This is a genomic window from Sporosarcina sp. 179-K 3D1 HS, from assembly GCF_047228905.1.
Classification (GTDB): Bacteria; Bacillota; Bacilli; order Bacillales_A; family Planococcaceae; genus Sporosarcina.
On the sequence record NZ_JBFEGI010000010.1, the window covers coordinates 18,724 to 45,675 of the forward strand.

Annotated in this window: 20 protein-coding genes and 1 riboswitch; of the genes, 9 read left to right on the top strand and 11 right to left on the bottom strand. The window is 46.3% G+C overall.

What is annotated here, in order from left to right; all coding sequences use genetic code 11:
- Position 1: 1 nt before the first annotated feature.
- The 3 genes from AB1K83_RS13170 to AB1K83_RS13180 all read right to left on the bottom strand — a co-directional run bounded on the left by AB1K83_RS13170 (position 2) and on the right by AB1K83_RS13180 (position 4,570).
- Positions 2-1,402 carry an efflux RND transporter periplasmic adaptor subunit gene (locus tag AB1K83_RS13170; protein WP_413058667.1) on the bottom strand — a complete coding sequence of 467 codons (1,401 nt, stop codon included), beginning with the start codon at positions 1,400-1,402 and terminating at the stop codon, positions 2-4.
- 20 nt (positions 1,403-1,422) lie between these two features.
- Positions 1,423-2,808 carry a hypothetical protein gene (locus AB1K83_RS13175; RefSeq protein WP_413058668.1) on the bottom strand — a complete coding sequence of 462 codons (1,386 nt, stop codon included), beginning with the start codon at positions 2,806-2,808 and terminating at the stop codon, positions 1,423-1,425.
- Positions 2,809-3,184: 376 nt separating this feature from the next.
- Positions 3,185-4,570, bottom strand: coding sequence for a S41 family peptidase (locus AB1K83_RS13180; RefSeq protein ID WP_413058669.1), 1,386 nt, complete (start codon positions 4,568-4,570; stop codon positions 3,185-3,187).
- Positions 4,571-4,733: 163 nt separating this feature from the next.
- Between AB1K83_RS13180 and AB1K83_RS13185 the strand changes: the two genes are divergently transcribed.
- From AB1K83_RS13185 to AB1K83_RS13200, 4 genes are all read left to right on the top strand, one after another.
- Entirely contained in the window at positions 4,734-6,170 is a 1,437-nt protein-coding gene (locus AB1K83_RS13185; RefSeq protein WP_413058670.1) for a TcaA NTF2-like domain-containing protein, read from the top strand.
- Positions 6,171-6,205: 35 nt separating this feature from the next.
- The gene (locus AB1K83_RS13190) at positions 6,206-6,988 is read left to right on the top strand and encodes a hypothetical protein (RefSeq protein WP_413058671.1); all 783 of its coding nucleotides are present in this window, start codon (positions 6,206-6,208) and stop codon (positions 6,986-6,988) included.
- A 193-nt stretch (positions 6,989-7,181) separates the two neighbouring features.
- Entirely contained in the window at positions 7,182-8,873 is a 1,692-nt protein-coding gene (locus AB1K83_RS13195) for a glucosaminidase domain-containing protein (protein ID WP_413058672.1), read from the top strand.
- 313 nt (positions 8,874-9,186) lie between these two features.
- Positions 9,187-9,672: a sigma-70 family RNA polymerase sigma factor gene (locus tag AB1K83_RS13200; protein WP_413058673.1), complete on the top strand. Its 486-nt coding sequence runs from the start codon at positions 9,187-9,189 to the stop codon at positions 9,670-9,672.
- A gap of 189 nt (positions 9,673-9,861) precedes the next feature.
- Here AB1K83_RS13200 and AB1K83_RS13205 read toward each other — a convergent pair whose 3' ends face one another.
- The 5 genes from AB1K83_RS13205 to AB1K83_RS13225 form a co-directional block, all read right to left on the bottom strand.
- Complete coding sequence (locus tag AB1K83_RS13205) at positions 9,862-10,527, bottom strand: PolC-type DNA polymerase III (RefSeq protein WP_413058674.1); 666 nt, start codon at positions 10,525-10,527, stop codon at positions 9,862-9,864.
- A 165-nt stretch (positions 10,528-10,692) separates the two neighbouring features.
- Positions 10,693-12,624, bottom strand: a complete 1,932-nt coding sequence (locus AB1K83_RS13210) for a DUF294 nucleotidyltransferase-like domain-containing protein (RefSeq protein ID WP_413058675.1) — start codon at positions 12,622-12,624, stop codon at positions 10,693-10,695.
- An 87-nt stretch (positions 12,625-12,711) separates the two neighbouring features.
- Positions 12,712-14,259 carry a cation acetate symporter gene (locus AB1K83_RS13215; RefSeq protein WP_413058676.1) on the bottom strand — a complete coding sequence of 516 codons (1,548 nt, stop codon included), beginning with the start codon at positions 14,257-14,259 and terminating at the stop codon, positions 12,712-12,714.
- Positions 14,260-14,272: 13 nt separating this feature from the next.
- A complete protein-coding gene (locus AB1K83_RS13220; protein ID WP_413058677.1) occupies positions 14,273-14,593 on the bottom strand; it encodes a DUF485 domain-containing protein in 321 nt (106 codons plus the stop codon).
- Between the two features lie 627 nt (positions 14,594-15,220).
- The gene (locus tag AB1K83_RS13225) at positions 15,221-16,231 is read right to left on the bottom strand and encodes a nuclease-related domain-containing protein (RefSeq protein WP_413058678.1); all 1,011 of its coding nucleotides are present in this window, start codon (positions 16,229-16,231) and stop codon (positions 15,221-15,223) included.
- Positions 16,232-16,535: 304 nt separating this feature from the next.
- Positions 16,536-16,739: riboswitch (cobalamin riboswitch) on the top strand.
- Between the two features lie 153 nt (positions 16,740-16,892).
- On the opposite strand from AB1K83_RS13225, the gene AB1K83_RS13230 reads away from it, so the two are divergent.
- Genes AB1K83_RS13230 through AB1K83_RS13250 form a run of 5 tightly spaced genes read left to right on the top strand, consistent with a single transcriptional unit; the run spans position 16,893 to position 22,233 of the window.
- Positions 16,893-17,885 (top strand): helical backbone metal receptor, encoded by a 993-nt coding sequence (locus AB1K83_RS13230; protein WP_413058759.1) that lies wholly within the window; start codon positions 16,893-16,895, stop codon positions 17,883-17,885.
- A complete protein-coding gene (locus tag AB1K83_RS13235) occupies positions 17,848-18,918 on the top strand; it encodes a FecCD family ABC transporter permease (RefSeq protein WP_413058679.1) in 1,071 nt (356 codons plus the stop codon). Before AB1K83_RS13230 ends, AB1K83_RS13235 begins: the two co-directional genes overlap by 38 nt.
- Positions 18,915-20,303 (top strand): ATP-binding cassette domain-containing protein, encoded by a 1,389-nt coding sequence (locus tag AB1K83_RS13240; RefSeq protein WP_413058680.1) that lies wholly within the window; start codon positions 18,915-18,917, stop codon positions 20,301-20,303. Before AB1K83_RS13235 ends, AB1K83_RS13240 begins: the two co-directional genes overlap by 4 nt.
- Positions 20,304-21,704: a cobyrinate a,c-diamide synthase gene (locus AB1K83_RS13245; protein ID WP_413058681.1), complete on the top strand. Its 1,401-nt coding sequence runs from the start codon at positions 20,304-20,306 to the stop codon at positions 21,702-21,704. It begins immediately after the preceding gene.
- Positions 21,691-22,233 carry a cob(I)yrinic acid a,c-diamide adenosyltransferase gene (locus AB1K83_RS13250; RefSeq protein WP_413058682.1) on the top strand — a complete coding sequence of 181 codons (543 nt, stop codon included), beginning with the start codon at positions 21,691-21,693 and terminating at the stop codon, positions 22,231-22,233. The genes AB1K83_RS13245 and AB1K83_RS13250 overlap by 14 nt, the downstream gene beginning before the upstream one ends.
- Positions 22,234-22,441: 208 nt before the next feature.
- Here the strand turns inward: AB1K83_RS13250 and AB1K83_RS13255 are convergent, their stop codons facing one another.
- From AB1K83_RS13255 to AB1K83_RS13265, 3 genes are all read right to left on the bottom strand, one after another.
- Positions 22,442-23,494 (bottom strand): DctP family TRAP transporter solute-binding subunit, encoded by a 1,053-nt coding sequence (locus AB1K83_RS13255; RefSeq protein WP_413058683.1) that lies wholly within the window; start codon positions 23,492-23,494, stop codon positions 22,442-22,444.
- Positions 23,491-25,128, bottom strand: a complete 1,638-nt coding sequence (locus AB1K83_RS13260; RefSeq protein ID WP_413058684.1) for an ATP-binding protein — start codon at positions 25,126-25,128, stop codon at positions 23,491-23,493. Before AB1K83_RS13260 ends, AB1K83_RS13255 begins: the two co-directional genes overlap by 4 nt.
- A gap of 323 nt (positions 25,129-25,451) precedes the next feature.
- Positions 25,452-26,939, bottom strand: coding sequence for a DUF5050 domain-containing protein (locus AB1K83_RS13265; RefSeq protein WP_413058685.1), 1,488 nt, complete (start codon positions 26,937-26,939; stop codon positions 25,452-25,454).
- Between the last annotated feature and the right edge of the window lie 13 nt (positions 26,940-26,952).

The following is a 26,952-nucleotide window of genomic DNA, read 5'->3' on the forward strand; positions in this document are numbered from 1 at the left end:
CTTACTTTTCCTCCTTTACAATCCGAACAGCATCTCCGTTTGCAAGGAGGCTCTGGCCTTTCACTACCACTTCCTCATCCGCCACTATATCACCACTGATAGCCGTGAAATCCGTGTCATAGCGAACCACTTCGACTTCCCTTTCCGTAACCACATTCTCTTTTACCGTAAACACAAAGACTTGATCTTGTCGCTCCACGATTGCTGCCGACGGTACAATTACACTATCCGCAACAAGTACCTCTTCCACCGAAACAGTCGCCACCATCCCAGGACGTAGGGTTTTATCAGGGTTATTCACCCGTACATCTATCGCAAATAGTCTACTTGCATCGGCAGCCGGGGAAATATAGGTTACGGTCCCTTCCATTTTCTCCGTTTGTCCTGCGAATTGGACACTAACGACATCACCGATCTCAAACAGCATTAATTGGTCTGCTGTGACCGTCATTTCCACATCAAGCAAATCCTCGGAAATGATTCGGAGGAATGGTTGCTGTCCCGTTACAAATTCGCCCGCTTTGGTATTAGCAGCCATTACCCTTCCTGAAACAGGAGCGGTAATCACGGTATCATTCAACCGGTTTTGCGCTGCACTTAATGCGATTTGGGCTTGTTTCACCGCAGTCTGAGCATCCTTTATTGAAACCTCGGAATCCCGGATCGTCCCTTCAGCAATTTCAATGTTCAATGTCGCTTGCTCCACCGTCGTTTGCATATTGGTAAGACTGAGTTCACTTTCCATTTGAGTCTGCTTTAATTTCAACTGATCCAGACCAAGCTTTGCTTGCCTTTCAGCCGATTGGGCCTGCTCCAATTGCTGCAAGGAAATTAACCCTTCTTCATACAGTTTGTTCATTCGTTCCGTATTCCGTGTAGCTTCTTCAACCTGTTGCTCCACATTCTCGATTTCTCTCTTTAAGTTGTTCACGTTGTTCTCACGGCCTTCTTTTGCTTCCTCAATGCCGCCCTCAGCTTGTTTTAAACTGACCAGAGATTGCTCCCGGTTTTTTTCAGCCTGCTTTTTCCCGTTCTGTGCTCGGAGCAATGCATTTTCGGCCTGTTGCACACGCGCCTTTTCCACCTCGACAGCAAGCCGCTGTTCTTTGTCGTCCAACTTGGCCAATACTTGGCCTTTCTTTACGAAGGACCCGTTGTCCACTTCGACTTTGATGACTTCCCCTGCCACTTTCGGAAACACTTCAACATCCGATCCCGCCTTTGCCGTTCCGGTTAATTGGTTATTTCCGCTTAACGAGCCGGAATACGCCTTTTCTACGGCAACAGGTGTCGCTTTCACTTCTTGCGCCGCAGTTTCCGGCTTACTACAGCCCGAAAAAATGAACGCAGCACATATGACCATACCGATCCCTATCAATTTATTCATATTTTTCTGTTTCATGTTAGCTTGAATCCCCCTAATTAATGTAGACGCAATCCCTTTTCTACAATAGCAATTTCTTCAAGTTTTAAATAGAAAGCCATTTTTGCCATATACTCATCAAACACAGCTTGCTCATATGCTAATTTTGAACTTTCATAGTCAAATTTTGAAATGAGTCCTAATTCATGTTGAATGGCTAACTTTTCTTCATCCTCTTTCACATTTTCTTTTTTCCAATCTTTTTCTTTAATTAATTCAAACGCATCATCCGCCTGCGCGAACAAGGTGGAGAGATACTTGGTCGTTTCATCTTCAAATTTCTTTTTTTCCTCCAATTTCATTTTTAGTTCTTGTTGGTTCATTCTCTCTAGATATTTCACGTTTGCGTTCTCGTCTTTGTCTTTATCTTTTTCTGCAAGTTTCTCGCCGTCATATTCTAATTTTTCGATATCCTGAGCGATTTTCTTAAGATCATATGAGTTGGCAAGGAAGCTCTTCTTTATTTCCTCCGCTCGATTCGCATCTATTTTTTCCAGCTCCTCCAATTCCGGAGGCGTGAATTCAACATTCAACGTTAAAGCATATCCCAAGTCATGTAAAAGCTTCATTAAATCTTGTTCATACACTTTTTTGATCTTTGTGAGTTCAGTTTCTTGAGTTTTCAATTCTCTTTTCAATTGTCTTACACTCTGGTACGAAACGATTCCCAGATTGCTTTCTTGTTCCGCCTTATAAATATCTTTCTTTATTTTATCGATATATCTTCCTTGTAATGCCAATCCTTCTTTTCTACTCAGCAGATCGATATAACGGCCTTTTACCATATAACGAATGCCTTCCTTTGTTTCTTCCACTTGTAATTGAAGCTTTTTATTGCTGATATCATTTTGCTTCAAGCCCGTTTTCAAGTCTTCAATACTATCCGTGATTTTATCTGTCATTTGTTTGACCTCTGCTTCGAGCGCACTATTCTTATGAATGTTTTCCATTCTCTGATTATGAGTTGCATTGTCAATTTCCAGCTTTAATGGATCATCCGGCGAGAGGTCATCATATGTCTGATCACCGAGCTGTTCCTGATAATGTGGAAGGAGGCCATGTCTGATAATGTCCTCATCCAGAGGAATGGAATTCAAATTACTTTCCGCCTTTTCCTTCTTGTCTTCCAGTTCATCAATGCTGTCATAGGTCATTTCCCGTTGTGCCTTCAAGATTTCGTATTGATAGCCAAGAATGATAATCGTGCGGTCATTTGCCATGGCCCGCTCAATCACCTCATCCAGCGTTAGCGTCAATACCCCTTCCGTCCTGATTCCCTGCTCGTTCACAGGGTACTCCATCCCCATCACAATCGGTGGAGTCGCTAATGAAAACCCACTACATAGGATTCCAACACTTGCTATCACAGCTAACGGCTTTTTCATTTGCTGCCATTCCCCTTCCCTTGTCACATCTCTTTTTCATGTAAGTTTTTAGTAGAGTAGTGCTATCTGTATGTACAATGACTCTTCCAAATTTAGGTTGTCTTGACTCACTATATTATGTAGTCATCTCCATGAACTTTAATCAGCCTTAAGACTGAGATTTGGATAATCATTTCCTGTTCACTAGATTCATGTCATGAAGCGACCTCTTACAGATCTTATAGTTCAATAATACTTGATAGAATACTAGAACGCTATTCATAACAAATTTACAATTCAATTGAAAATGAATATGACTTTTACTCCCTTTCTATCTATCAAACAAAAAAACAGCAGACACTTGTTACTGTGCCTGCTGTTTCTCACAACTATTATCCTATTTCACCGTTACTTCCACGTATATCCCTTTTTTCATTTGCCGGTTTTGAAGGTCTTTTCCGACGGGATGAATGACTAGCAGATAAGCTTTTCCCGATCGCAACGCTTCTTTCGGTATCACGGTTACCGTCTTGTCGTCGACCACTTGATAACTGACGGCCTTTTCTTTTCCACCCAGTTCAAACAATTGAAGTCCGCTTGCCGGAAAAGCCTTCCAGTTCATGCTTTTCGTCATTTCCACGGTGAATGTTTTATCCTTCGGGACGTTTTTCAACTTCCCGTGTGATTGGTAGCCTTTCAATGTTGCGAGCAATTGGTCGCGATGCGAGGTTGCCAATTCTGCTCCCCCCGCAGTCAAGACATGCGGTTTCACGCCGACCTGATCGATCGACCGGCCCCCCGGTGAATAAAAACGGGCGGTTGTCAGCTTCAACGCACTGCCATCTTTGAATTCGAATAATGACTGCATCGTCCCTTTTCCATAACTCGGCTGGCCATAAATGGTGGCCGCTTGCTGCTCCTTCACTGCAGCGGCCACCATTTCGGAAGCGCTGGCGCTAAACGTATTGATCAACATATGAACCGATCCTGTGAACTGTCTTGGCTGGCGAATCGTTTTAACCAACTCCGGCTCCATGTTCCGTTCCCTGAGTTGGAAAGCTTGGTTCGCTTTCGGGAAAAACCCGGTCACTTCCTGGGCAGATGAAATATATCCTCCCCCATTATCACGCAAATCAAAGATCCAGCCCTTCGCGCCCGGTAATGCTCGTATGGCCCGGTCGATTCCCTTTGCCGATTCGGTCGCAAAACTATTAAGTCGGACATAGCCGATTTCGCCGCCTAGCATTTCATACTCCACATTCGGCAGGTTGATGGCCTCGCGCACCAGTTTAATGGTGAACGGTTTAGCTTGCCCTACCCTTTCAGCCGTTATCGTCACACTTGTCTTCTCGGCACCACTTATGACAGAAACGGCTCCCTCCACCGATTTCCCGGTAATACTCCGACCATCCACGTGGGTGATGACGTCCCCTGGCTGGATGCCCGCCCGCTCAGCAGGTCCACCTGGAATTAGGGATGCAACCCGCACTCCTTTATCGTCCGGTTCCAGTACGACTCCGATGCCAACAAATCGGCTTTCAATCTCGTCAATGAATGCTTTATACTCTTTCGCACTCATATATTCCGAATATAAATCCAACTGTCGGACCAGCTCTTTCACTGACTTCTTTTCCAACACGGATGCCGGCACTTCATCCACATAATAATCCCGGACCAATTCCCGGACTTCCTGCAACGGTTCCGCAGAGGCCGACGGGACATACGGGAACAGCACAAAGAATATGGATAAGAGACCCAACCAGATTTGCAAACTTCGTTTCATCGGACTACCTTCCTTCGGCTAGATTCCAAATTTGATTGATTTCATTGTAGCATATTGGAACAATCCGGAAGTTCATTGAAAAATAAAAAATAGATTGTGGTGTACCTTTCATAACACCCGAACTTTTGGCGTAGTTATATTTTAATGGACAGGAGGTAATCAATTGGAAAATTTCTGTACCGGTTGCGGTACCCAACTGGAGGACCAGCAACGCTTTTGCGTTTCGTGCGGCGCGATGAATCCAACGCTTATCGAACCTGAAGTAGCCGAACCAGTAGTCGATCCAAAGATCGCACTACCCAAGACGACAGAATCCGCTCCGTTGGTGAGAACGAAGCCTCAGACAAAGCTTACGGTTCTGCAAAAAGTCCTGTTGTCCCTCGTTCTTTTCATCGCAGCAGCTGTCATAGTCGGCCATTTGACAATCAAATCCATGACGAGTCCGGAAAAGGCAATACTTTCGCTTTACAACGCAATCCTGGATGAAAACGAAACAGCATTCTTTGGAAATATAATCATTCCAAAAGATGTGAACTATGACGCGCATTCCTATATGGCTTACATACGCGAGCAAAAAATGGATCAATTCCATGAGAAGCTATTGGAAAACGCGGAAGCAGTGGCGAAGGATGGAATCACCCGGGTCGTCAAACACGAAGACGGTTCCGAACTTTTTCGCTTGAATGAGAAGAAGTTCCTCTATTTTTATCCGACCGTCAAAGTTTCGGCAATCGGAACAGACGTCAAGATTGAAACTGATCTAGTAAATGGCCGGGTCCATATCAACGGGAAAGATTATGAGCTGCAAAGACAGGATATCGAACTTGGCTCCTTTCTACCGGGGTATTACGAGGTGAAGGCGATAAGTAATGATCCGTTCTTCCCTAATGAAGCTACTTGGACATTTAACGTCAAAAATCTTGGGGAAACCAACGCACTGGCACTTCGTAGCAGCGACCATATGATCGCACTGGACGGCGACTATCCCGATAGCATCGTCTACGTTAACGGAAAGTCGACGGAGAAGACAATTGAGGAACTGAAACAGATCGGACCTATTTTCGAAGATACCGACTTGAAGCTGACTGTCCAAAAAGAAACACCCACTGGGGAAACGGCCGTCAGTTTCGAAGAAATCGTCACGGGAGGCCACCACCTTTATTTCACCTATCCTGGGATATATAGCTTTGTTGTGAAGACACCTGAGGAGATTGGAGAAGAGACGTTTGACCGAGATAAATTGAAGTCCTTCATCATAGACTTTAGGAATAGCTATGAACTGGCATTGAACCGAAAGAAGTTCAGCTTGGTGGAATCGTACTTGGCACCTGGTTCCGTGGCACATAAGGAGCTCAAGGATTTCGTCGCGGATACCGGCGATGACTATTATCAGTACGATTTTTCTGTCAATGAAGTAACAGGAATCAAGCTGATTGGCGAGGAAGCGAATGTTTCAACGTATGAAGAATTCTATTTCACGAACCATTTATACGATGTCATTTTCTACGAGCGGGATAAGCAATACGATATCCATGTGGATGATAACGGTGATTACAAGATCCATAAAATCCATATCTTTGAGACAAAACGGAAACGGTGACATGTCACAAAAAATAAGTGGAGGGATATTATCACATGATTTGCATTCAATGCGGACATTCACAAGAAACAGGAAAGTTTTGCGGGAAATGCGGCACAAGATTTGAGGGTTCCACATCGGGAGTCCCGGTAAATTTAGAGCATGTAACAGCGACAGAAACAATAGCACAAGCTCAGCTTGAACCGAATGTCCATGTCGAGAAACTCAAAGCCCAATCGAAAATGTACGGCTCCTATTTCATGCAGCAATTAAAAAAACCGTCCCGCTCATTCCAAGAAGGGCAAGAAGAATTCACTAACGCATTGATTAGTATCATCCTGTTTTGCGTGCTGACCGCAGGAGCCATCTATACGATGATTCGCAGCGTAGTATCGGGCTTTGTCGAAGTCCCATTTCTGTCCACGATAATCAACAATATGGCGTTCACCTTGGTGTTGATTGCACTAGCACTCATCTCCTTATTCACTATTAACAAATTCTTTGGATCCCAACTGACGTTGAAATCGATTGCCAGCCTATACGGTGCCCATTTATCCTTGCTTCTCGTTACCGCAGCGGCTGCGTTCCTCTTCATGCTAATGAAATCTTATACGTTCGGGAATGTGGCTCTCGCCCTTACAGTGTTGCTGGCCATCTTCATCCTGCCTCTCTACCTGATCAGCACCTTGCTGACGCAAAAACCGACAGGACTCGACCCGCTTTATGGCTTCTTCCTGTACCTGGTCCTATTCCTGATTCTCTTTGCTATTTTCGTGACCATTATGGCCGACTCGGCACTTGGGCAGTTTATAGGCTTGTATCGGGAGTTTGGGTTTTAATAACAAGGGGCTGTCTAATAAGTTAAGTAGAGGATGTGGAATTCCACATCCTCTACTTTTTTACATGAAATATATAGAATGAAGCTACATTCACCGTGAAGGCTAGGGTAACATTGCTGAAAATGAGCCGCCTCAATGTCCATAATTATTAATCTATTACTATGGTACATTCAACAGAGGAGGTAGTCCACCAGTGCTAAATCTACATATGAAAAAACAGTTTCCCAGTGTCCTAGCCGTATTCCTTTGCACTATTCTTTTATTCATCGCCCCACCAATCGGGCAAGCAGCCATTACGGATGAAGCGTTCGATGTGCCGACCGATAAGACTTGGACGGTCACGTTTAATAGTACGGTCAATACAGCAACGGTCAATTCCAACACGATTTACGTCACCGATGTGTCGGGTGTAAAACGAAATGGCGCGCTCAAGGTTTCCACTGACAAAAAGCAAGTCACTATAGCGCCGCCAACCGGGGGCTATACCCATTCTGCAACGTACACCTTACATATTACGTCAGACGCCCGGGGTGAAAACGGAAAGTATTTGTCCGGACTGATCCAAAAACGGTTTACAATCGAAGCTCCACCACCGTACGACGTAGCGACGCTCCAACCGGATGGCCGCACGTCCATCATACGGACATATCCTAACTATGAGTCCGCGCTATCCGCACTAGCGGCGAATCAAGTCATCCTGCAAGCGGGGAACATCATTAAGATGCCAGCCGGTCTCGTCGTAACGAAGCCGACCAAGCAAAGTTCACTCACCATCATTTATGCGGACAAGCAGCTCAAACGACAAGAAACTTATGTGCCCGCTGATACGGAATTGACGTATATCGACTCGACAGATACGTATGTGGAAGTGAATGTGGCGGGCATTCCGCGCTTCATCAAGCACGAGAACAGCCATTTGATTCCCGAAGGAGCCGTCCAAAATCGTTCCTATTATTACCGATCGAGTGACGCACTCTACCATTCTATCTATTCACATAGCACTAAGAAGTTTGCTACATATAATGCGGGTGCAGCACCTTCATTCATGCAGGCGGGCGCACAGTACTACAGCGCAGATGGCAGCCACTTCACCACTGCAGATGGGAAGGAAGCTGGTGTCGCTTATCAATACTTCCAATACTTGCCGATCCGCAGCGTCACTCCTTATTCAGCAGATGAGATCGATGCTTTTATCGTCGATTTGCTGAACCGTCTCGAGGCGCAATACCCGAATAGCTCGACGTATCAGAATGCCTCCACCAAAAGTAAGTTGCTCGGTATCGGCTCTATATTAAAAAAGATTGAGGCAGAACATCATGTCAATGCGCTTCACATTCTTGCCTTGGCACAGCATGAGAGTACGTATGGTCTGAGCGACCGGGCACAGCAATACAATAATCTGTTCGGTCTTTACGTGACGGACGACAATCCGTTGGCAAAACATTTTGATTCGGTGGAACGGAATATCGAAGAACTGATTACCGCCTTCTGGAATAAAAACTATATCCCTCCGAACGGAGCGTACGCGTATGGAGCTGTTTTCGGGAATAAATCCGTCGGAATGAACGTCAAATACGCTTCCGATCCGTATTGGGGCTCCAAAGCGGCGGGCCATCTGTACCGCATCGACAAGGCCATGGGCGGGATAGAAGGCGCGAATGCCTACGAGCTTGGTTTGACGAATACAACGGGGTTGAATGTACGGACCAGCCCCGGAACGAATCACCCGATTGCCTTCACTTACGCAAAATCGGGGATGCCGTTGATCATTCTCGATGACGCACTGCCGGAAAGTCCGTGGATCAAAATCCGCTCTGACTCCACGCATCACGATGAGTTGTATGTACACGGCAGCTATGTGGACAAGCTACCCGTGATCAAATAATGAAAATTCCTTCCCAAATCAATCCGGACTTGGGAGGGATTTTTATTTTCAATATAAGAGATTTCGGAATGATATGGTGTTGTAAAAATTCAATTCAGTTTAACGGTAAATCATGACGTAAAAATAACGAGCGCTTAACATTATGTAAAAGTTTACTGTATTGTTAGTTATTTACCAAATATCACCTGGCTATATCTCTACGTATCGTCCTCCATTTCTCCAAAACCCCCATTCGCTCCACTGTCCCTAAATCAAATACGATGGAAGCACCCGGGAATACAAAGCATCGTGCACGGTCGGAAAGGCCGCACTATTGACCGATTTCGAGAAGGTGTTACAACAGTATGAACCGATGATTTCCGCCACGATTCGCCAATTGCATATTTACCGCGATTTTGAACAGTTCAGGCAAGCAGGCCGCATTGCACTCTGGCAAGCGTGGACCCGCTTCGACAGCGAAAAAGGGAACTTCACTCCATTTGCGCACCGCAGTATCCGAGGTGCTCTGCTGGATGAAATGAAAAGAGAAAACCGATTTTTTGAAAGCAGCGTTCCTATAGAAGACGAACATTTGGAATTTCTACAGGTAAATGAGCAGGCACCCCCAACGCCTTGGACCGACAATCTGTCTGAGGCCATCGAGCAATTACAACCGGAAGAGGGTAAACTCCTCCATTGGCTATTCGTCGACCAACTTACACAAGCGGAATGCGCCAGACGAATCGGCATCACCGTCGCCGGCGTGAAGAAACGAAGGGAGCGGGTCCTGGCTAAATTGAGGGGAGAGGTGGCACGGTAAAGTTTAGTGAGATTGCGCTCGTTGTCTAGTAAAGGGCGGGTTGGACAACTGCATGGCATGGTTGAAAACCTCAGCGTAATGGTTGGACAACTTTGCCCGTTCGTTGGACAATCTGCTTCACCGAACATCAAAATAGGCCAGCGTGGTTATATGCTCCCCCGCTGGCCTATATCCTATTTCATTCAACAACTAAAACAACGCGATCGATTGCTGGGCCTTGCCGTTCCTTAGCCGCAGCAAATCGGCTAGCGTTGTGACGCCCCGTTCTTCCAAGCATCGGAGCACCTCGACGAATAAATGGGCGGTTGTCAGGGCGTCTCCCAAGGCGCGGTGCCGCTCGAATGTCCGGGTTCCGAAAACGTTCGAGTAATTCTCCAAATCTTGCTGATCCCAAGTCGGATTCAAGTAGTTGATCAAATCCATCGTGTCAAACGAGGACGGCGGGTCATACGTCAGCTTTTCGCGTTGCAGCTCGTTTTTCAATACCATTTCGTCGAAGCTGACATGATGCCCAATCCATCCTCCGCTTTGATTTTCCTCGACAAATTGAAAATAAGCCTGAATTGCTTCCAAAGACGACGGAGCCCCCTCCACTTCCCTTTGCGAGATGGAAGTGAGCTTTGTAATATGTTCCGGGATATCGCGGTCCGGATTGACAAATGTCTGGAACGTCCGATCTGTGACATAAAAGCCTTCCACCTGGACCGCTCCGATTTCAATCAGCCGATCATGTGAGGCGATGGAAAAACCGGTCGTTTCGGTATCAAATATCGTAAAGGACATATCCCGCAACTTCGTGTCGAGTTGGAAAGGTCGCTGCAATTCATAAGGCAGTCGTTTTTTTCTCCAAAACAAAGATGTTCCCCTCTTCCTGCCTGTTTCTGGCTAGGCTATTGATCAATTACGCCTCGGCGTAATTGCGTCCAGATTTTGAATCGAGCTTGCTCGATTAACTCCTTTCAAAATCTGTGACATCCGCCGGAGGCTTTAACTTGATTCAGCTGGGTTTGCTGAAGCAAGTTACAGTTTGGACAGTAAATGAGATTGCAAGGAACGTGCCGTGTCCAACATCGTCCGTACTTGATCACGCTCCCACTTCAGGAGGGTTTCCAGTTTGATTTCGGTAGTGATATCCTCACCGCGCAAATGTTTTTTCCAAGACAATTGAATTCGCGTGCCGAGAGCAACTTCGTAGGCATGCCGGACTTCATCCGCAAATCCGGCAGACAACTCCTTCTCCGCCACCAATCCTTCCAACAGTTCTAGCGGAGTCGCATTGATAATCCCTTTATGGATCCCCAAAATCTGCAAGCAATGGTGCATTGGAAATAACGCATGCAGTTTGATATCGATGACTTCCCGCTTCGCTCGACTGCGGAACAACGTCAGGAGCGGCTGATTTAATTGAGGAATCGGCTTTTCCCGTTCTTGTTCGGCCATATAATAGATAAACGTCTGAGACGATTTCACCTGACGTTTCACCATCTCGATAAAATTCTTATGGACCAGCCCATCGCCATATAAGAAGCGGAAGGAGAAGAAATTATAGCCTAATAAAATATCTTCATCGGTCGGTTTCACTGCCCATGTCCGCATACGTTGTCGCCAATCGGAGACCGATCCCCGCCAATGCGCCTCGCTCGACATCATTTTTCCTTTGCAGCGTGCATAGCCTGCCTGTTCCAAATGGGCGACAATCTCCTCCCCGAGCTGCGCAAAATACGATTCGACTTGTTCCCGATCTTTATTCACCAGATCAGCGTAAACGAGGAAGTGATCTTGGTCGGTCAACATGAATTGCTCGCCACGGGCGCCACTTCCCATTTGGTACCATGAGAACGGAACAGGTGGACCGCCCAGTCCCTTGGCTTGCAAGGACTCGACGGCCAATTTGACACAATGGCGGGCGAGCCGGTCATAAAGCCGCGTAATGATTTCAAGCGTATGGATGGTAGAAATCTCATCTTGTATCAAATTGGAAAGGACATCGTAAATGGCCGTCTTTACGACGGGCAGACTTGCAAAGGATGACTCTTCAATCGTCTTCAAAATGCCCATCGATCCCCGGTCGCGCTTGGACATCAAATTCGAGAAAGTCACAACTCCCGCCAGGCGATCCCCTTCAACGACCGGCAAATGCTTGACTCCATAATTATAAAAGGCAGATAACACTTCATAATAGTAGTCATGCCGGGATATGGTGTGTGGATTTTTCGTCATGACATCTCTCGCACATAATATTTCCGAAGTGCCGTTTGCGACAACTCGTTGGACGAGATCCTTTTCTGTTACAATACCCAAAAGTCGTCCATTTTCATCCACCACCATGACAGAGCTGATTTTGTGATCAACCATGAGCTGGGCGATTTCTTGGACCGTCGCCTCCCCACCGACCGTAGTGACCGGTGCTTTCATAAAATCCTGCACACGACGGACAAACGGCTCGCTATCTCCCCAGTCATCCGGCAGTTTTGCCTGCTCGCCTAGCAAAGAATAAGCGGTCGCCAAGCGATTCGACATTTTCCGGAGAATATAATCCCGGACCGTTTCATCACCCAACCTTTGCTGAACGACGGAATAGGGAACTTGCAAACAATGGGAACCTTCCATGATCTCCATTTCCAGCTGATGCCGTTCCAACACCTCGCTGGATTCCCCTAGGAAATAGGAGAAGTTGGAAAACCCAACCAATTGTCCTTCTTGCAGTGCCTCAATCACAACGGGGGATCCGTCATCGCTTTTCACAAAAATATGGACGGCCCCTTTGAGGATCAAAAGCAGCCCCTCTTGCGGTGTCCTGAAATAATCCAACTTCTCGGTAGTGGGAAAATGCTTCAGTTCACAATGGACAATCACTTTCTCAAAATCTTCTTTGGACATAGTCCGAAAAAAGGGTTGCTCGTGAATCTTTTCTAATTGGTCTTTTTGTATCATCGTTTCGATTGTCCTCATCCTTCCCGAATGAAAAACCTCTCTGCCACTTCAGTAAGTTTCAGAGAGGTTGTCCATTTTCAGTTACAATCTCATTTCATTTCCAAATCAACCTTCAAGTTCACGGTAGCCTGTTTCTGCCTTGAATTTCACTTCAGCATAAGGGATGGCCTCCGCGTCATGCTTTTTGGCCCCGATCACTGTGCCGATATACGCAGCGATGAATCCAGCCGGCACGGAGATGATGGCAGGATTCGCGTATGGGAATAAAGGAGTCCCAACAAAGAACGCCTTGCCCACTTCGGGGTGAATGACATTCGGACTGACAGCAACGAGAACCAATGCAACAATTAAACCGGTCAACATGGAAGCGACCGCCCCCGTTGTATTGAACTTTCTCCAATAGATGGTCATCAAAATTGTCGGTACATTGGCGGAAGCCGCAATACAGAAAGCAAGCGAAACGAGGAAGGCAACATTCATCTTCTCTGCACCTAATGCAAGAAGGATGGAAACGACCGCCACGCTGAGAGCCGCAATACGGGCAGCACGCACTTGCTGCTTTTCCGTCACTTTTCCTTTTTTAATGATCTCTCCATAAATATCGTGAGCAATTGCGGACGCACCGGATAAAACAAGTCCTGCAACAACCGCAAGGATCGTAGCGAATGCAACGGCCGCAACGAAGGACTCCAACGCATCTCCACCTAGTACACCGGCAAGCATCGGCGCTGCCATATTACCAGCCGCATTTTCAGCGATAATGGCATCCGCCCCTACGAATTTCGCTGCTCCGAACCCGAGGAAAATGGTCATGACATAGAAAATACCGATGATCCATACCGCGTAGATGACTGAGGAACGTGCCGTCTTTGCATCTTTTACGGTGAAAAAGCGCATTAAGATATGCGGCAAGCCCGCTGTCCCTAGAACAAGGGCAATTAAAACGGAAATCAAGCCAATTGGATCCTTATAAACAACACCCGAATGTAGGAAGGCTTCTCCATGCGGAGTCGCAGTACGCATAGCATCGAACATTCCGATGAAGTTAAAATTGAACTTTAATAGGACGAGGAATGAAATGATGACCGTCCCAGCCATCAGTAAGATAGCTTTTATAATTTGCACCCAACTTGTTGCAGTCATGCCTCCAAATAGTACATAGACTGTCATCATGACACCAACGATTAATACTGAAATCCAATAATCAATACCTAGTAACAATTTAATGAGTGCACCCGCACCGACCAACTGTGCCAACATGTAGAATAATACGATCGTAATCGTGTTAAGAGCAGCCGCTCCACGTACTTTTCTCGCCCCGAAACGGGAACCAATCATATCTGCCATTGTAAATTTCCCTAAATTCCGGAGTGGCTCCGCAATAAGGAATAATACAACGAGATAAGCCGTCAACCAACCGACGCTGTAGTAGAAACCGTCGAAACCATTCAACGAAATGGCACCCGCGATTCCAAGAAAGGAAGCTGCCGATAAATAGTCACCGGCGATGGCCATGCCATTTTGCCAGCCGGTCAATGATCCACCGGCAGTATAGAAATCACTTGCTGTTTGGGTCTGCTTGGCGGCCCAATACGTGACAATAAGTGTAAGTAGGATAACTGAAACGAAAATTAAGATTGAAATGATCCCCACGGCGTTTCCCCCTTTATTCTACAACGTTTTTCTTTAGAATTTCTTCAACATCCTTGTCAAAGTCTTTCGCTTTATTCATATAGATTGAAGTGAATACCCAGACCATGATAAACATGCTAAACGCATATACCCAGGTCCAAGTCATCCAACCAATAGCACGATTCTCAAGTATCTTGGTGTATCCTGTCAAAATTGGAAGTAAAAAATAGGCAGCAAAAAAGAAAATGATGTACGGTGTCGCAAATGTGTTTTTACGTTTGACCAATTGTTTAAATTCTGGAGTTTCAATGATCTTTTCGAAATTCGGTCTGGAATTTCCACGAGCGTTCTTCATGATTTCATCCTCCTCTTCAAATTTTCGGCTAACGAACTCGCGTGCTATCTCCCCCTCCAACTGAAACCGCTTTCATTCCTCTGCCAGTCAAGTAGAAAGGTTAGCCGAAAAATGAAGTAGTTCAACTATTTGTTATAGTACACAAGTTCAGATTAGCAAACTATTTACAAATATTCAACATAAACTTTCGAATATTTGTAATAATTCGATATTGTTTAGTGTTAAAATTATAAAACACCTAACCCCTATGCCATCAAGCTTTGTTCAATCAACAAAGTAAGATTATCACTTTCCTTGGATATACTTTATTTCTTTAATTATTTCCTTGATTATTATCAATAACGCTATTGAAATATAATTAATTCTTATGTCCAAAGTTATGGAGTAATGACTAGGATAATAGAGGGATATAAGATTTGATAATCCTCCTCTACTTCCAGGGGATTGGACATTCCGCAAGGCTTTAGCGGATTTCTTCACCGTTTGGGCGGAATCCTCTCACACTTCGACGGAATCCCGAGATTGGGCGGAATTCCGCAAGGCTTTTGCGGATTTCTCAGGCGGTTGAGCGGAGTTCTTCACCGTTTGGTCGTAATCGGATACTTAAAATTAGAGATAATCCCTTCTTCAGTTTTTCGAAGAAAGGATTGAAATTTTCTTTAATTGTGAAGGAGAAACCTTATAATCCCACGTATATTGAGTAGCTTTTGATTTTCCGATACGAATTAAAGGGAGGGAACGCAATATGTGGCGGGCAGCATGTTTATCTTTTAATTTCAAGAAATCACGGCATTCTTGATTTGTAATGGTACCTTTAAAAAGCATATACCAATCTTTCATGCTATCTACGTACGGCTCTTTAATATCAAGTTTGCAATTCCGGCATGTCCAAAGAATTTTATTCTTACGGAACAGCTGGCTGTTACAATTTGCACATAGGTTCCCTTGAAGAATAGAACCTAAATCCAATTGATATTTCCCAGCAAGTGGATAAGGGTTATACCACAATCTATCTTTATTTAATTCATCAAGCATTCTTTGGAATTGGGATAAAGTCATCGGTGCTTTTCCCTTTTCCCATTTCCTGAGATAGGACCGAAGATGCTTCGCATACACGATTGGCATTTCAGACGGAGCATTTTTCACCAAAGTATTGGTGGCCAAAACAATCAATCCGGTTATTTGCAAATTGTAGTCATTTCTTTTAAACCATATTTCGAGGCCTGCCTTATTATTATTTAGTTGCATCAAAGGACAATTAATAACGATTGATTTGTTTTCGGAATAGATGCTTTCAAAGTGGGGTGGATGAGAAATGTAAGATAACGTACCTGCAATATTCTTGATCTCAAGAATGATCGCATGGGATGGGGTTAAGATCAGGGTATCAATTTGAATGGTAAAACCCGGAGTAATAACTAATTGTAAATCGGTAAAAATAGAAACTGGCTCAGGGAATTCAATGGTTTCCAAATACTTATCAACTCTACATTCTCCTGCGTAGCCAGCCTCGATTCGATAGAGTTGATTTTCAAGATCTTTGTATTTGTCGTGGGTAGGATGAAGACGGGCCAGCAATCTGGGTAGTGCTATTAAAAGTTCTGGCTTTTGTCGATGAATTTTAATAATCCCGATCACTCCTTTTCGGATTATTCGGTGTTCATAATATACGCTATCATTTTCTCCTAGTTTTCACAATAGAAATAGGAGAATACCCCCAAATTTCAATTTTGGTGCCTTGGAGCGGAATTCTACGCCCGTTCGTCGCAATCCTCAACTCCATGGGCGGAGTTCTCACGCACTTTGGCGGAATCCTACGCTCGTTCGTCGCAATTCTCCACACGATGGGCGGAGTCCTTGTCTGCTTTGAACCCCCTGCCCCAAATAAAGTTTACAAACTATCAATTCTTCTATATACTGGGCATGAACCGTAACGTTAAAAAAGAATAGTGTAGAAATAGGTTTTTCATATGGCCGTCCAAGCGGCTGTTTGAAATGAAGAGGGAAGTTGGTGAGAGTCCAACACGAACCCGTCACTGTAATCGATGAGGATGTCCTGCGTATCCACTGTGCGACAGCATGGGAAGGAGTGGGGCGGCCGCTGGAGTCGTAAGTCAGGAGACCTGCCTATTTCGATTGTAAGCTTCCTCGGGGATAGGAATGTTTAGGGTGTCGTAATGGGTTTACCGGCTTACGCCGAACTGCCCGCAACTTCGCTTTATCATGCCATGCGCTTTCCTTCGAGGACAAGCGCTTTTTTGATGTTCACAACTAAGAGGAGGAACGTAGAGTGCACAACATGATGAAACGATGGGGTTTATTTAGTTTGATGTTCGTAGTAGGCATGGTCCTACTAACGGGCTGTGGAACGAAAGAAGAAACCCCAGCAAACCAATCCGCGCCGGATAATACGCCGGACACGAAAGCAACAAGTCAAGCGGAAGAAGCGCTAGCTTTCCCAGTCACATTTACCGATGATGTCGGTCGTGAGGTAACAATCGAAGAAGAACCGGAAACGATCATCTCCGTCCAGACGAGCAATACGGAGATTTTATATGCGCTCGGAGTTGGCGATCGCCTCATCGGGGTGTCCGATTACTGTAACTACCCTCCAGAGGCATTGGAAGTCCAGAAAGTCGGCGGCCAGGACATGGATGCCGAACTGGTCATGACCTTGTTGCCGGATGTTGCCTTTGTTACGAAATACCATTTCGATAAACATGAAGATATTCTAAAGCAATTTGAAGAAGTGGGCATCAAAGTTGTCGTAACCGGCAGTGCCGCTTCATTCGACGATGCGTACCAAACGATGGAAATGATTGCGACCGCCACCGGGACAACGGACAAAGCGGAAGAGATTATCCAAGATATGAAAGACCGTCGTGCTGCCGTTGAAGAGAAAGCAAAAGAAATTACGGACAAAAAGAAAGTATGGGTGGAAGTTTCACCAGCGCCGGACATCTTCACAACCGGTAAAAACACTTTCATGCACGAAATGCTGGAAACAATCAATGCTACGAATGCCGCTGAAGATCAAGATGGATGGGTGAAATTGTCGGAAGAGGAAATCGTCCAACTGAACCCGGATGTCATTATCACTACATACGGCTATTATGTGGATAATCCTGCCGAAGGCGTCTTGGCGCGCGAAGGTTGGGCAGAAGTCAATGCCATTAAAAACGAACAAGTTTTCGATGTCGACAGCGACACGGTTACCCGTCCAGGCCCACGCCTGATTGAAGGAGTCGAGCAACTTGCAAAACTCATTTATCCGGAAGTTTTTGGGGAGTAAAATCGGTTGGCTTTATATGGCAAGTATTGGGGTTGTACTTTGTGCAACCCTTCTTGGCCTATTCGTCAGCAGTGTGAAATTCCCGATTCCCACGATCCTCCATATCGTGGCGGATAAATCATTTGGTCTCGGCTGGCTTACGGATGTCCCGAAAAATGAAGAACTGATCATCTGGAATATCCGGGTCCCGCGCGTATTATTGGCCTTTCTTGTCGGGGCTTCCCTGTCGCTCGCAGGCGCCGCCTTCCAAGGGCTTCTTCGCAATCCGTTGGCCGATCCATACACGATCGGGGTTTCATCCGGGGCAGCGCTCGGGGCCGTAACGGTTTTATTTTTCCAATATACGATTTGGGGATTAGGTAGTTACACATTGCCGATCGTGGCCATTATAAGCGGATTCCTCACCTTATTCGTCGTCTTTGGAATCGTCAGATTGAGCAGCAGGAGTCTCGCCATTGAGACGATCATTCTCGCCGGTATCATTGTCGGAGCCTTCGTCGGAGCACTGACGTCGTTGATGATCTCTCTTGGAGACCGCGATGCGATGACACAAATCATGTATTGGTTATATGGAAGTGTCGCGATGCGCGGGTGGAGCCACGTCCAGCTGATCATCCCCTTCCTTGTCATCGGCTCCATTATCTTGCTCGCCCATTATAGGGAGCTGAATGCCCTCGCACTCGGCGAAGAAGCAGCCGATCATATCGGAGTCAATGTGAAAAGAGGTAAAATCCTCATTTTGATCGGCGCTTCCTTACTGACGGGTTCGGCAGTTGCCGTGTCCGGTTCAATTGGTTTTGTCGGGTTGGTCGTTCCCCATCTGGTGCGACTCATGACCGGGCCAAATCACCGAAATGTCTTGCCTCTGTCCATATTGCTGGGCGGCTCCTTCCTCGTGTTCGCAGATTTGCTCGCGAGGACGATCATTGCTCCGCAAGAACTGCCGATTGGCGTCATCACTGCCTTGATTGGTGCTCCAGTATTTGCTTTACTTTTAATTCGAGATCGAATGGGAAGAGGGGAAAGCCGATGATCACAGTCAAACAGCTAGCAGGCGGTTACGGAAAAAAACCGATTATCCACGATCTTCAATTTGAAATCCAGAAAGGTGAGTTTTTCGCACTGCTCGGACCGAATGGCAGCGGGAAAACCACCCTTTTCAAATTAATTACCGGACAACTTCCTATCGTGTCAGGGTCGATCGCAATCGATGGTAAACCGATGGAGAAGATGTCGAAGCTCGAGAAAGCGCGGAAGGTGGCCGTCCTTTCTCAAGAAAGCAAAGTGACATTCGATTTCACCGTAGAGGAAATAGTAAGTCTCGGCCGTTACCCGCACCAAACCGGCTTTATTAAGAGCATATCCGCAAAAGATCGAAAAGTCATTGATCATGTCATGAACGTGACACGAATTGAGCAGTTCCGCAATTCACAGTTCCGGACATTGAGCGGCGGGGAGAAGCAGCGGGTTTTATTAGCAAAAGCATTGGCTCAAGAACCGGAAATCCTGTTGCTGGATGAACCGACGAATCATTTGGATATCAAGCACACGTTCCAGATTTTGAACATGCTGAAAGAATGGCAACGGACAAAGCAATTGACAATTTTTGCGATTTTGCATGATTTGAACGTGGCCTCCCTCTACGCGGACAGAGTCGCTCTCCTTCATAAAGGATCCTTCCTCGAAGTGGGAGACGTCAATACTTTGCGCAAGGAAGAGCAGTTGAGAAAGGTCTATGAAGTGGACGTTAAAACGCAAGCACATCCAATTGTGGCAAGACCCCAATTGCTTATGACCCCTTCCGTGGAGAGTGTGGTGGACAGCACAAGCTTTTTTAAAAGTTACTCCGTTGATTGCAATGAAGATAGTGTAGGAATCATTTTCAACAAGCCGTTGCGGACATTTTCGAATGCGACGATTGGGAACGGTATCCAATGGCTTCAGCAATTCTTTCTCATCAATTTGCCAGCAGCAGAACACCGCCCAGACCATATGAAAGAATGGATGGAAATGCGCGGTATCCCTGTCGGCCTAGCACTCGGGATCGGCTGTCCGGGTAATTTGGCCAATACGCTGCTTGTTGAGCGGCAAGTCGATGGAGTGGATATCGCCCTTCTGTTGATGTTCGGCAATACCGTCCACGTCCTTTTGTTCATCGATGCCCCGTTAGACGATCGGACCGTATTCGACTTCTACATGGCTGCGACGGAGGCGAAAATGGCCGCCTATCAGAAAGCGGACATCCGATTGGGAATGAACCGATTCGACTGCGTTTCCATCGCCACGAATCAGGATGCAGAGGGACAAGTATCCATTTCACGTGAACAAATTGGAAAACTCGTGGAATCTGTTTTAACGGACGCCCTGCAGCAAAAGTTCAGAAAACCATACATTGTACAGAAAAGGGCGGTGTTTTGATTGAGCAATCGCAGATTAGTCATTGCAGGAACAGGGAGTGGCGTGGGAAAAACAACCGTGACCATCGGCTTGATGGCGGCTTTGATGAGAAAAGGGCTGACGGTCCAAGGGTTCAAGTGTGGTCCGGACTATATCGACCCATCCTATCATACGGCGGTGACGAAACGGGTTTCCCGCAATTTGGACAGTTGGATGCTCGGACGAGATACAGTGTTGGATATTTTCACTCACGCGAGCCGGGATGCCGATATTTCCATCATGGAAGGCGTCATGGGGTTTTTCGATGGCAAAGATCCGAAGACCGATGTCGGCAGCACTGCTGACATCAGTGTCATCACGAAAAGCCCAGTCTTGCTCGTCGTCAATTGTGCGAGCATGGCAAGAAGCGCGGCGGCCATTGTGAAAGGGTTCCAGACGCTATCCTCCGAACCGAACATAGTCGGCGTCATTGCGAACCGAGTTGGCAGCGAAGGTCATTTTAATATTGTGAAAACCGCGATCGAGCAGGAATGTGGCGTTCCGGTCGTCGGGTATCTGAAGCGAGAAAACGGGATTGAAATTCCAGAGCGCAGCCTCGGGTTGATCCCTTCCATTGAACGGGGCGAGTTGGATCCGTTTTTTGATCAGCTGGGTGAGCTTGTGTCCCAAACGGTGGATTTGGATAAACTGCTTGAAATTTCTGCAGTAGAGCCCCTTTCGTTCCCGGAAGCGGATTCGATTTTCACACGTGTTCGAGATCCACTCGTGCGAATTGCCGTGGCGAAGGATGCCGCTTTTAATTCCTATTATAAAGAGAACTTTGAACTTCTTGAATCGTACGGAGCGGAACTCATTTCGTTCTCCCCCTTGGCGAATGAACCCGTGCCTCATGATTGCGACGGTCTTTATATAGGCGGCAGCCTTCCGGCAGAATTCGTTCCGGCAGTCAGCAATAGTGAGCAAACGAAACAATCGATCTTAGACGTAATTGCGGACGGTATGCCAACCTTTGCGGAAGGCGGCGGCTTCAGCTATTTGACGGAATCGATCACGATGACGGACGGAAATGTAGCGGAAATGGCCGGCGTAATTCCCGGAAATGTGACGATGCACACGTCTTTAAAAGCGATCGGCTACCGGGAAATCAAAGGATGTGCGGATAACTTCCTCCTTCCTTCAAACCGGGAAGCGAAAGGACATGAGTTCCACTACTCCACCTTCGAACCGAACTTTCCGATAAAGCACGCCTATGAAACGAAAGGCATGCGCGGGATGAAAGCGGACGGGGTGGCAACGGAGAACCTAGTCGCCGGATTCCCCCAATTCCATTTTGCAACATGCTTGGAAATGGTGGAAACATGGATTGACACTTGTAAGGTTTATCAAAACACGAAGATGGAGGTTGCCGATGAAAAAAAATAAAAAAGGTCTGACCCTCGTATTCACAGGGGACGGCAAAGGGAAAACGACCGCAGCCTTGGGACTGGCCCTGCGCAGCACGGGACGTGGGATGAAAGTACAAATATATCAATTCATCAAATCTCCCCAGCGATCCTACGGCGAGCAAATCGCCTTCAAAAAACTTGGCGTTGAAATTGTCCAGCTCGGCATCGGCTTTACTTGGACCAAAACCCCTGAAGAACATCGCGAAGCCTTGAAAAAAGCTTGGCCCATTGCACGGGACGCTGTCATGAGCGGCGAATACGACGTCGTCATTTTGGATGAACTGAATAATGCACTCGCCATCGACAAATTCCCAATCGACGACGTCCTCCCAAAAGAGGAAGTCCTCGATATGATCCGCAACAAACCCGAACACGTCCACCTCGTCATCACCGGGCGCAGTGCCTTGCCGGAAATCCGGGAACTCGCCGATCTTGTCTCCGTCATCGAACCGGAAAAACACTATTACGAAGACGGCGTTGACGCGGTGAAAGGCATAGAGTTTTGAATGAAAAAGAGGACCTCGCTTGAATAAGGAGGACCTCTTTTTTTCATAGGATTCCAGGTTTCATTAACCGCAAATCGTGTCGGAATCTGGCACCCTTTTCCGGAAACGTGATTGGCAGTCCTCACAATATTTTCCCCGAACCTCACAACATTCCCGCCAAACTTCACAACATTCCTACCGAACCTCACAACACCCGATCCCACCCCCATCAATGTCCCGCCTGGATTTTCTCCACTTCCGCCATCAATGCTTCGCCAATCAAAGGCCTGTATTCACGATATATCGGGTGCATGGCGTCCCGCCACACATCTTTTTCGCCTTCGGTTTGATAGTGGACCTCTAAATAATTGCTGGATTCAATTTTCGATAACATTTCGTCATTCAGCGTCTGGGCATTGTTGCGGAGCCAGTCCGTCGCTTCTTCCATTGCCTCTTGTATGCTCGCTTGGTAGTTCATGGGCAATGATTCCCAGAATTGCGGATTAACCAAGACGACGTAGCCCAAATAATTGTGATTGCTGATAGTCATATACTTTTGTTTTCTATGAAATCCTTTGGAGTAAATATTGGACAATGTATTTTCCGTCCCATCCACCGTTCCGTCATTCAACACGGAATACACTTCATTGAAAGGATGGACGGTCGGCGTGGCGCCGAACAGCTCATACGTGTTTTTCAATACTTCGCTCGGCATGATCCGGATTTTCATGCCTTCCAAGTCTATCGGATAGATGATCGGTTTGATATTATTCGTGATTTGCTTAAAACCATTGTCCCAAAATGCAATCGCTTTATATCCCTGCCGCTCGATGCTGTCGAACAAGAGCCGCCCCATCTCCCCTTCGAATGCTTGTGCCACTTCCTTGTCGTTCTCGAATAAAAACGGCAAATCCATTACTAGCCATTTCGGGTCATGGACGGTCACTTCCGCAAACGCCGGTGCGATCATTTGGATTTCATTCTTCCGTAACGCTTCAAATTCTTCTTGTGCTTTATAGAGCGCCCCGTTCGGTGTCACTTGGACTTCCACCCAGCCGTCCGTCTTTTCCTTGACGAGCTGGGCAAAATAAGTGGCTGCCTGGTCTTTCGGTGTGTTTTTCGCGACGACATGACTGAACCGGATGACGTATTTTTCATTCAAACCTTCGACTTCATTGTCCTTCGCTTCGAAGGCGGGCCGTTCATTCAACCCGAATGCGATATACACAGCTGTTACAATCCCCACGGCAATAAATGAACATATGACAATGATTCCCCTCATTGGTCTCCCCATCCTTCCGCCGGCTTTTCCATCTCCATCCGAAACTCCTGCCGCATCGGCAAACAAATGGAAATGATTGCTCCGGATGGCTTGGCGTCATCAATATAAATATCCCCCTCGACCCGTTCCACAATGGAGTTGATGAGGAACAGGCCGATGCCCCTGCCCTCATTCTCCTTCGTTGAAAAACCTCTCGTGAATAAGCTGTCATGCAAGGAATACGGAATCCCGTCTCCCGTATCCTCGACGCGTACGAGCAACTCATCCTCGGTTTCCCGAATCAGGATCGTCACTTCTTTCGTCTCATTCGCCGATTGGGTCAGCGCCTCGAAACTGTTGTCCACCAAATTCCCCAAGATGACGACCAAGTCATGCACCGTAACGCCTTCCGGATAATTCATGAAATACGTTTCCGGATGCAGGTTGGTGGTAATTCCAAGTTCCCGCCCCCGGCTCACCTTTCCAAGAATCAACCCTTGGATGCTGTCGTCATGGATCTGGTTCGAAAACACATCGGCCAACGATTGTTGTTCATCGGTCAGTTGGAAAATATAATCGAGCGCTTTTTGCCCTTGATCCATTTGGATGAGCCCCGCGATTGTATGGATCTTGTTCGAATATTCATGATTTTGAACACGCAGCGTATCGACGAATACTTGAACACCTGTCAACTCTTTGGCCAACCGGGTCACTTCGGACTTATCCTGGAAAACGGCCAATGCCCCGATTGTTTTATCCCCCACCTTAATCGGGATCCGATTGCTCAAGATCGGTTTGCCTTGAATGAAAAACTCCCGTTGGTACAGCGGTTTGCCCAATTCCAGAATTTCCGGCAAACGCGTGTCAGGAATGGCGTCTTCGATTTTCGTTCCAATAATATCGCCTTCCACGTTCAAAAACTTTTTGGCCACTTCGTTGATGACCGTCACCCTCCGTTGGTCATCAATCGCCACGACCCCTTCATGCATCGCGTTGAAGGTAGCGGTCCGTTCGACGAGCACCCGTGCCAATTCATCCGGCTCCATCTGAAACGTCTGCTTCTTAATATGACTGGCGAGCAACCACGATCCCCAGATGCCGAAAACCGAGGTGATCAGGAAAATAACGAGAGCCGGATTGCCTACTTCACTTATCAACGCCTTGAACGTAGGCAAAATATTCCCGACAACCACTACCCCGACCTGATTCCGTTTTTCATCGACGATCGGCACAAAGGCACGGACCGTATGCGCATTGTCGGCCCGGGCTTTCGACAGATAAATATGCTCAGCGAAGGCCGGGTCCTCATCCCCTCCGTCAAACGGCGTATGCAGCCGTTGCGGAATCGGGTGGGTCAAACGGATGCGATCCATATTGAGAATGACGACATAGTCGACATCGTTCAGCACCCGGATGTTCTCAGCAAGCGGCTGCAATATTTCGGACGCGTTCTCCGCCGTCACTTCCCGCTGCACCGTCTGCATCTGCGCCACCAATTGCGCCGTAATCATCGCCCGATGCGACAACTCCTGCTTTTTCATATCCATCATATAGCCAAGGTAAATAATCCCTGTAATGATCAAAGTGAATAACGTAATGCCGAACGCCAACCCCGTAATCTTCCATCGAATCGGTAAATTCCGTAACCCTCTCAAAGTTGTGCTCTCCATTCTCTTGGTCCATTGTTAGTAGTTTATCATAGAAAGATGGCAAGCCGAATAGGGATTTGATGGGGTGGGGGGCATCTGGCTGATAAGCGGAGTTCTGACGCGATTGAGCATAATCCTTACCACTGGGTGGAATTCTCTTGACTATGGGCGGAATTCTGACGTAGTTGGTCGTAATTCTCCAGTGATTAGGGGGAATTCTACAGTACTCAAGCGGAATCCAGGGGACCGTGGTCTAACGCTTACATTTAGCCGGATTGATTTTTCCGTAGAAAAAGCACACCCTTTCATGTTGAAGGGTGTGCACGTACTCATTTTACATGGAACTGCTTAACCGCTTTCTCTTTCAGCACTTGCTGTTTGAAGGACTTCACATTTTCAACCGTCAAAGTATAGTTGACATTTTTCTCATACCCTTGGCTTGGTGCAAAGACCAATAGCTTGGTTCCAGTTGCGTCTTTGCCAAAAGTGACAGGAACTTCCGAACCTTTATCATTTTTCACAGTAACGGTCTGACCCGTAACAGAAGCAAAATCAAACTCCTGATTGAACGTGACTGTCCACATTTTATTGGCCTTTACAGGATCTCCCTTTAGAACAATCGAGGGCTCCTCGGCATTGCCTCCGCTTTCCAGCTTAATAGTCTCAATATGCCCTGTTTTATTATTATAAAATTGCAGGATATCCCCTTTAACTACAATATCCGTTGTGTGGACTTCGTTTAATTGCTCAAGCCCTGAACCGTCTATTTTTATCTTAAATAGATATCCACTATGCGAATAGTTGCTGAAATAAATCCAATCCTGGTGCAAATCAAAAAATGGAGCCGACTCTTCTATAATTCTTTTCTTACCCGTGCCATTTTTATTTATTTTATATATTCGACCGTCGGATTGACTACGATACAAATAATAGTCTTCTCTTTCAATTGTTTTCCCGAAATCAGTAAAATAACTATACTTCGTGCTCGTCGCAACAGGCCATTTCACCTTTTCCCAAGAATGGTCTTTACTTAATTGAGCAGAAGTGACTAGGAAATATTTGTACCTTACATAATTCGGTGTATTCGGTACTGGGTCATCCCATGTAATATCCATGAAATAAGGTTCCCCATCTAAGTAAACTAGATTCCAAGAGTGCGCTCCGCCATTTCCATACCCGAAAACATATTCATTTTCAATCCCTAGCCGATTCATAAGGAGTTGGGAAGCTTTCGTGTAACCATCACAAACGGCGATGCCCTTTACCAATGCTCCATATGCTGTATAGGAATCCGCTGGAACAGTATCATTCAAAAAGTTATCATAGTCATAAGCAATGGTTAGAGCTAGATAATCATGAATGGCTTTGACTTTGTCGAAATCGGTTTGCCCGGTCTTGATAATCAAAGCTAAGACATCATCAACCTTTGACTGCAAGCGAAGTTGATTTGAACGTACTACATCAGTTGGAACTTTATAATTATATTCGATTTTGCCACTAGACCAAAGTGTAGCCCCATCGTAGTACATAATTTCCGGATTCTCTTCTGTGACCTGGCGAATGAGACTGCCAACTTCTTTGTAAGTAATTTCAGCAGGGTCAAATTTCCCCTCCCTTTCACCCGCCAACAAACTCGTCCGTATCATCTCATACGATTTCGACGCAGCAATCGGTTGGCTCGTAGACATTATCGACCTTTCATTAACCTCATCAACAGTCACTGTGATCGAGTCTGCATAAGTCGCAGTCGGATTTATGTATAGCAATGATATAGCTAATATGAACATCCAAATATAGTTTAGTCTTCTACTTTTCACTAGCCTTTCCCCC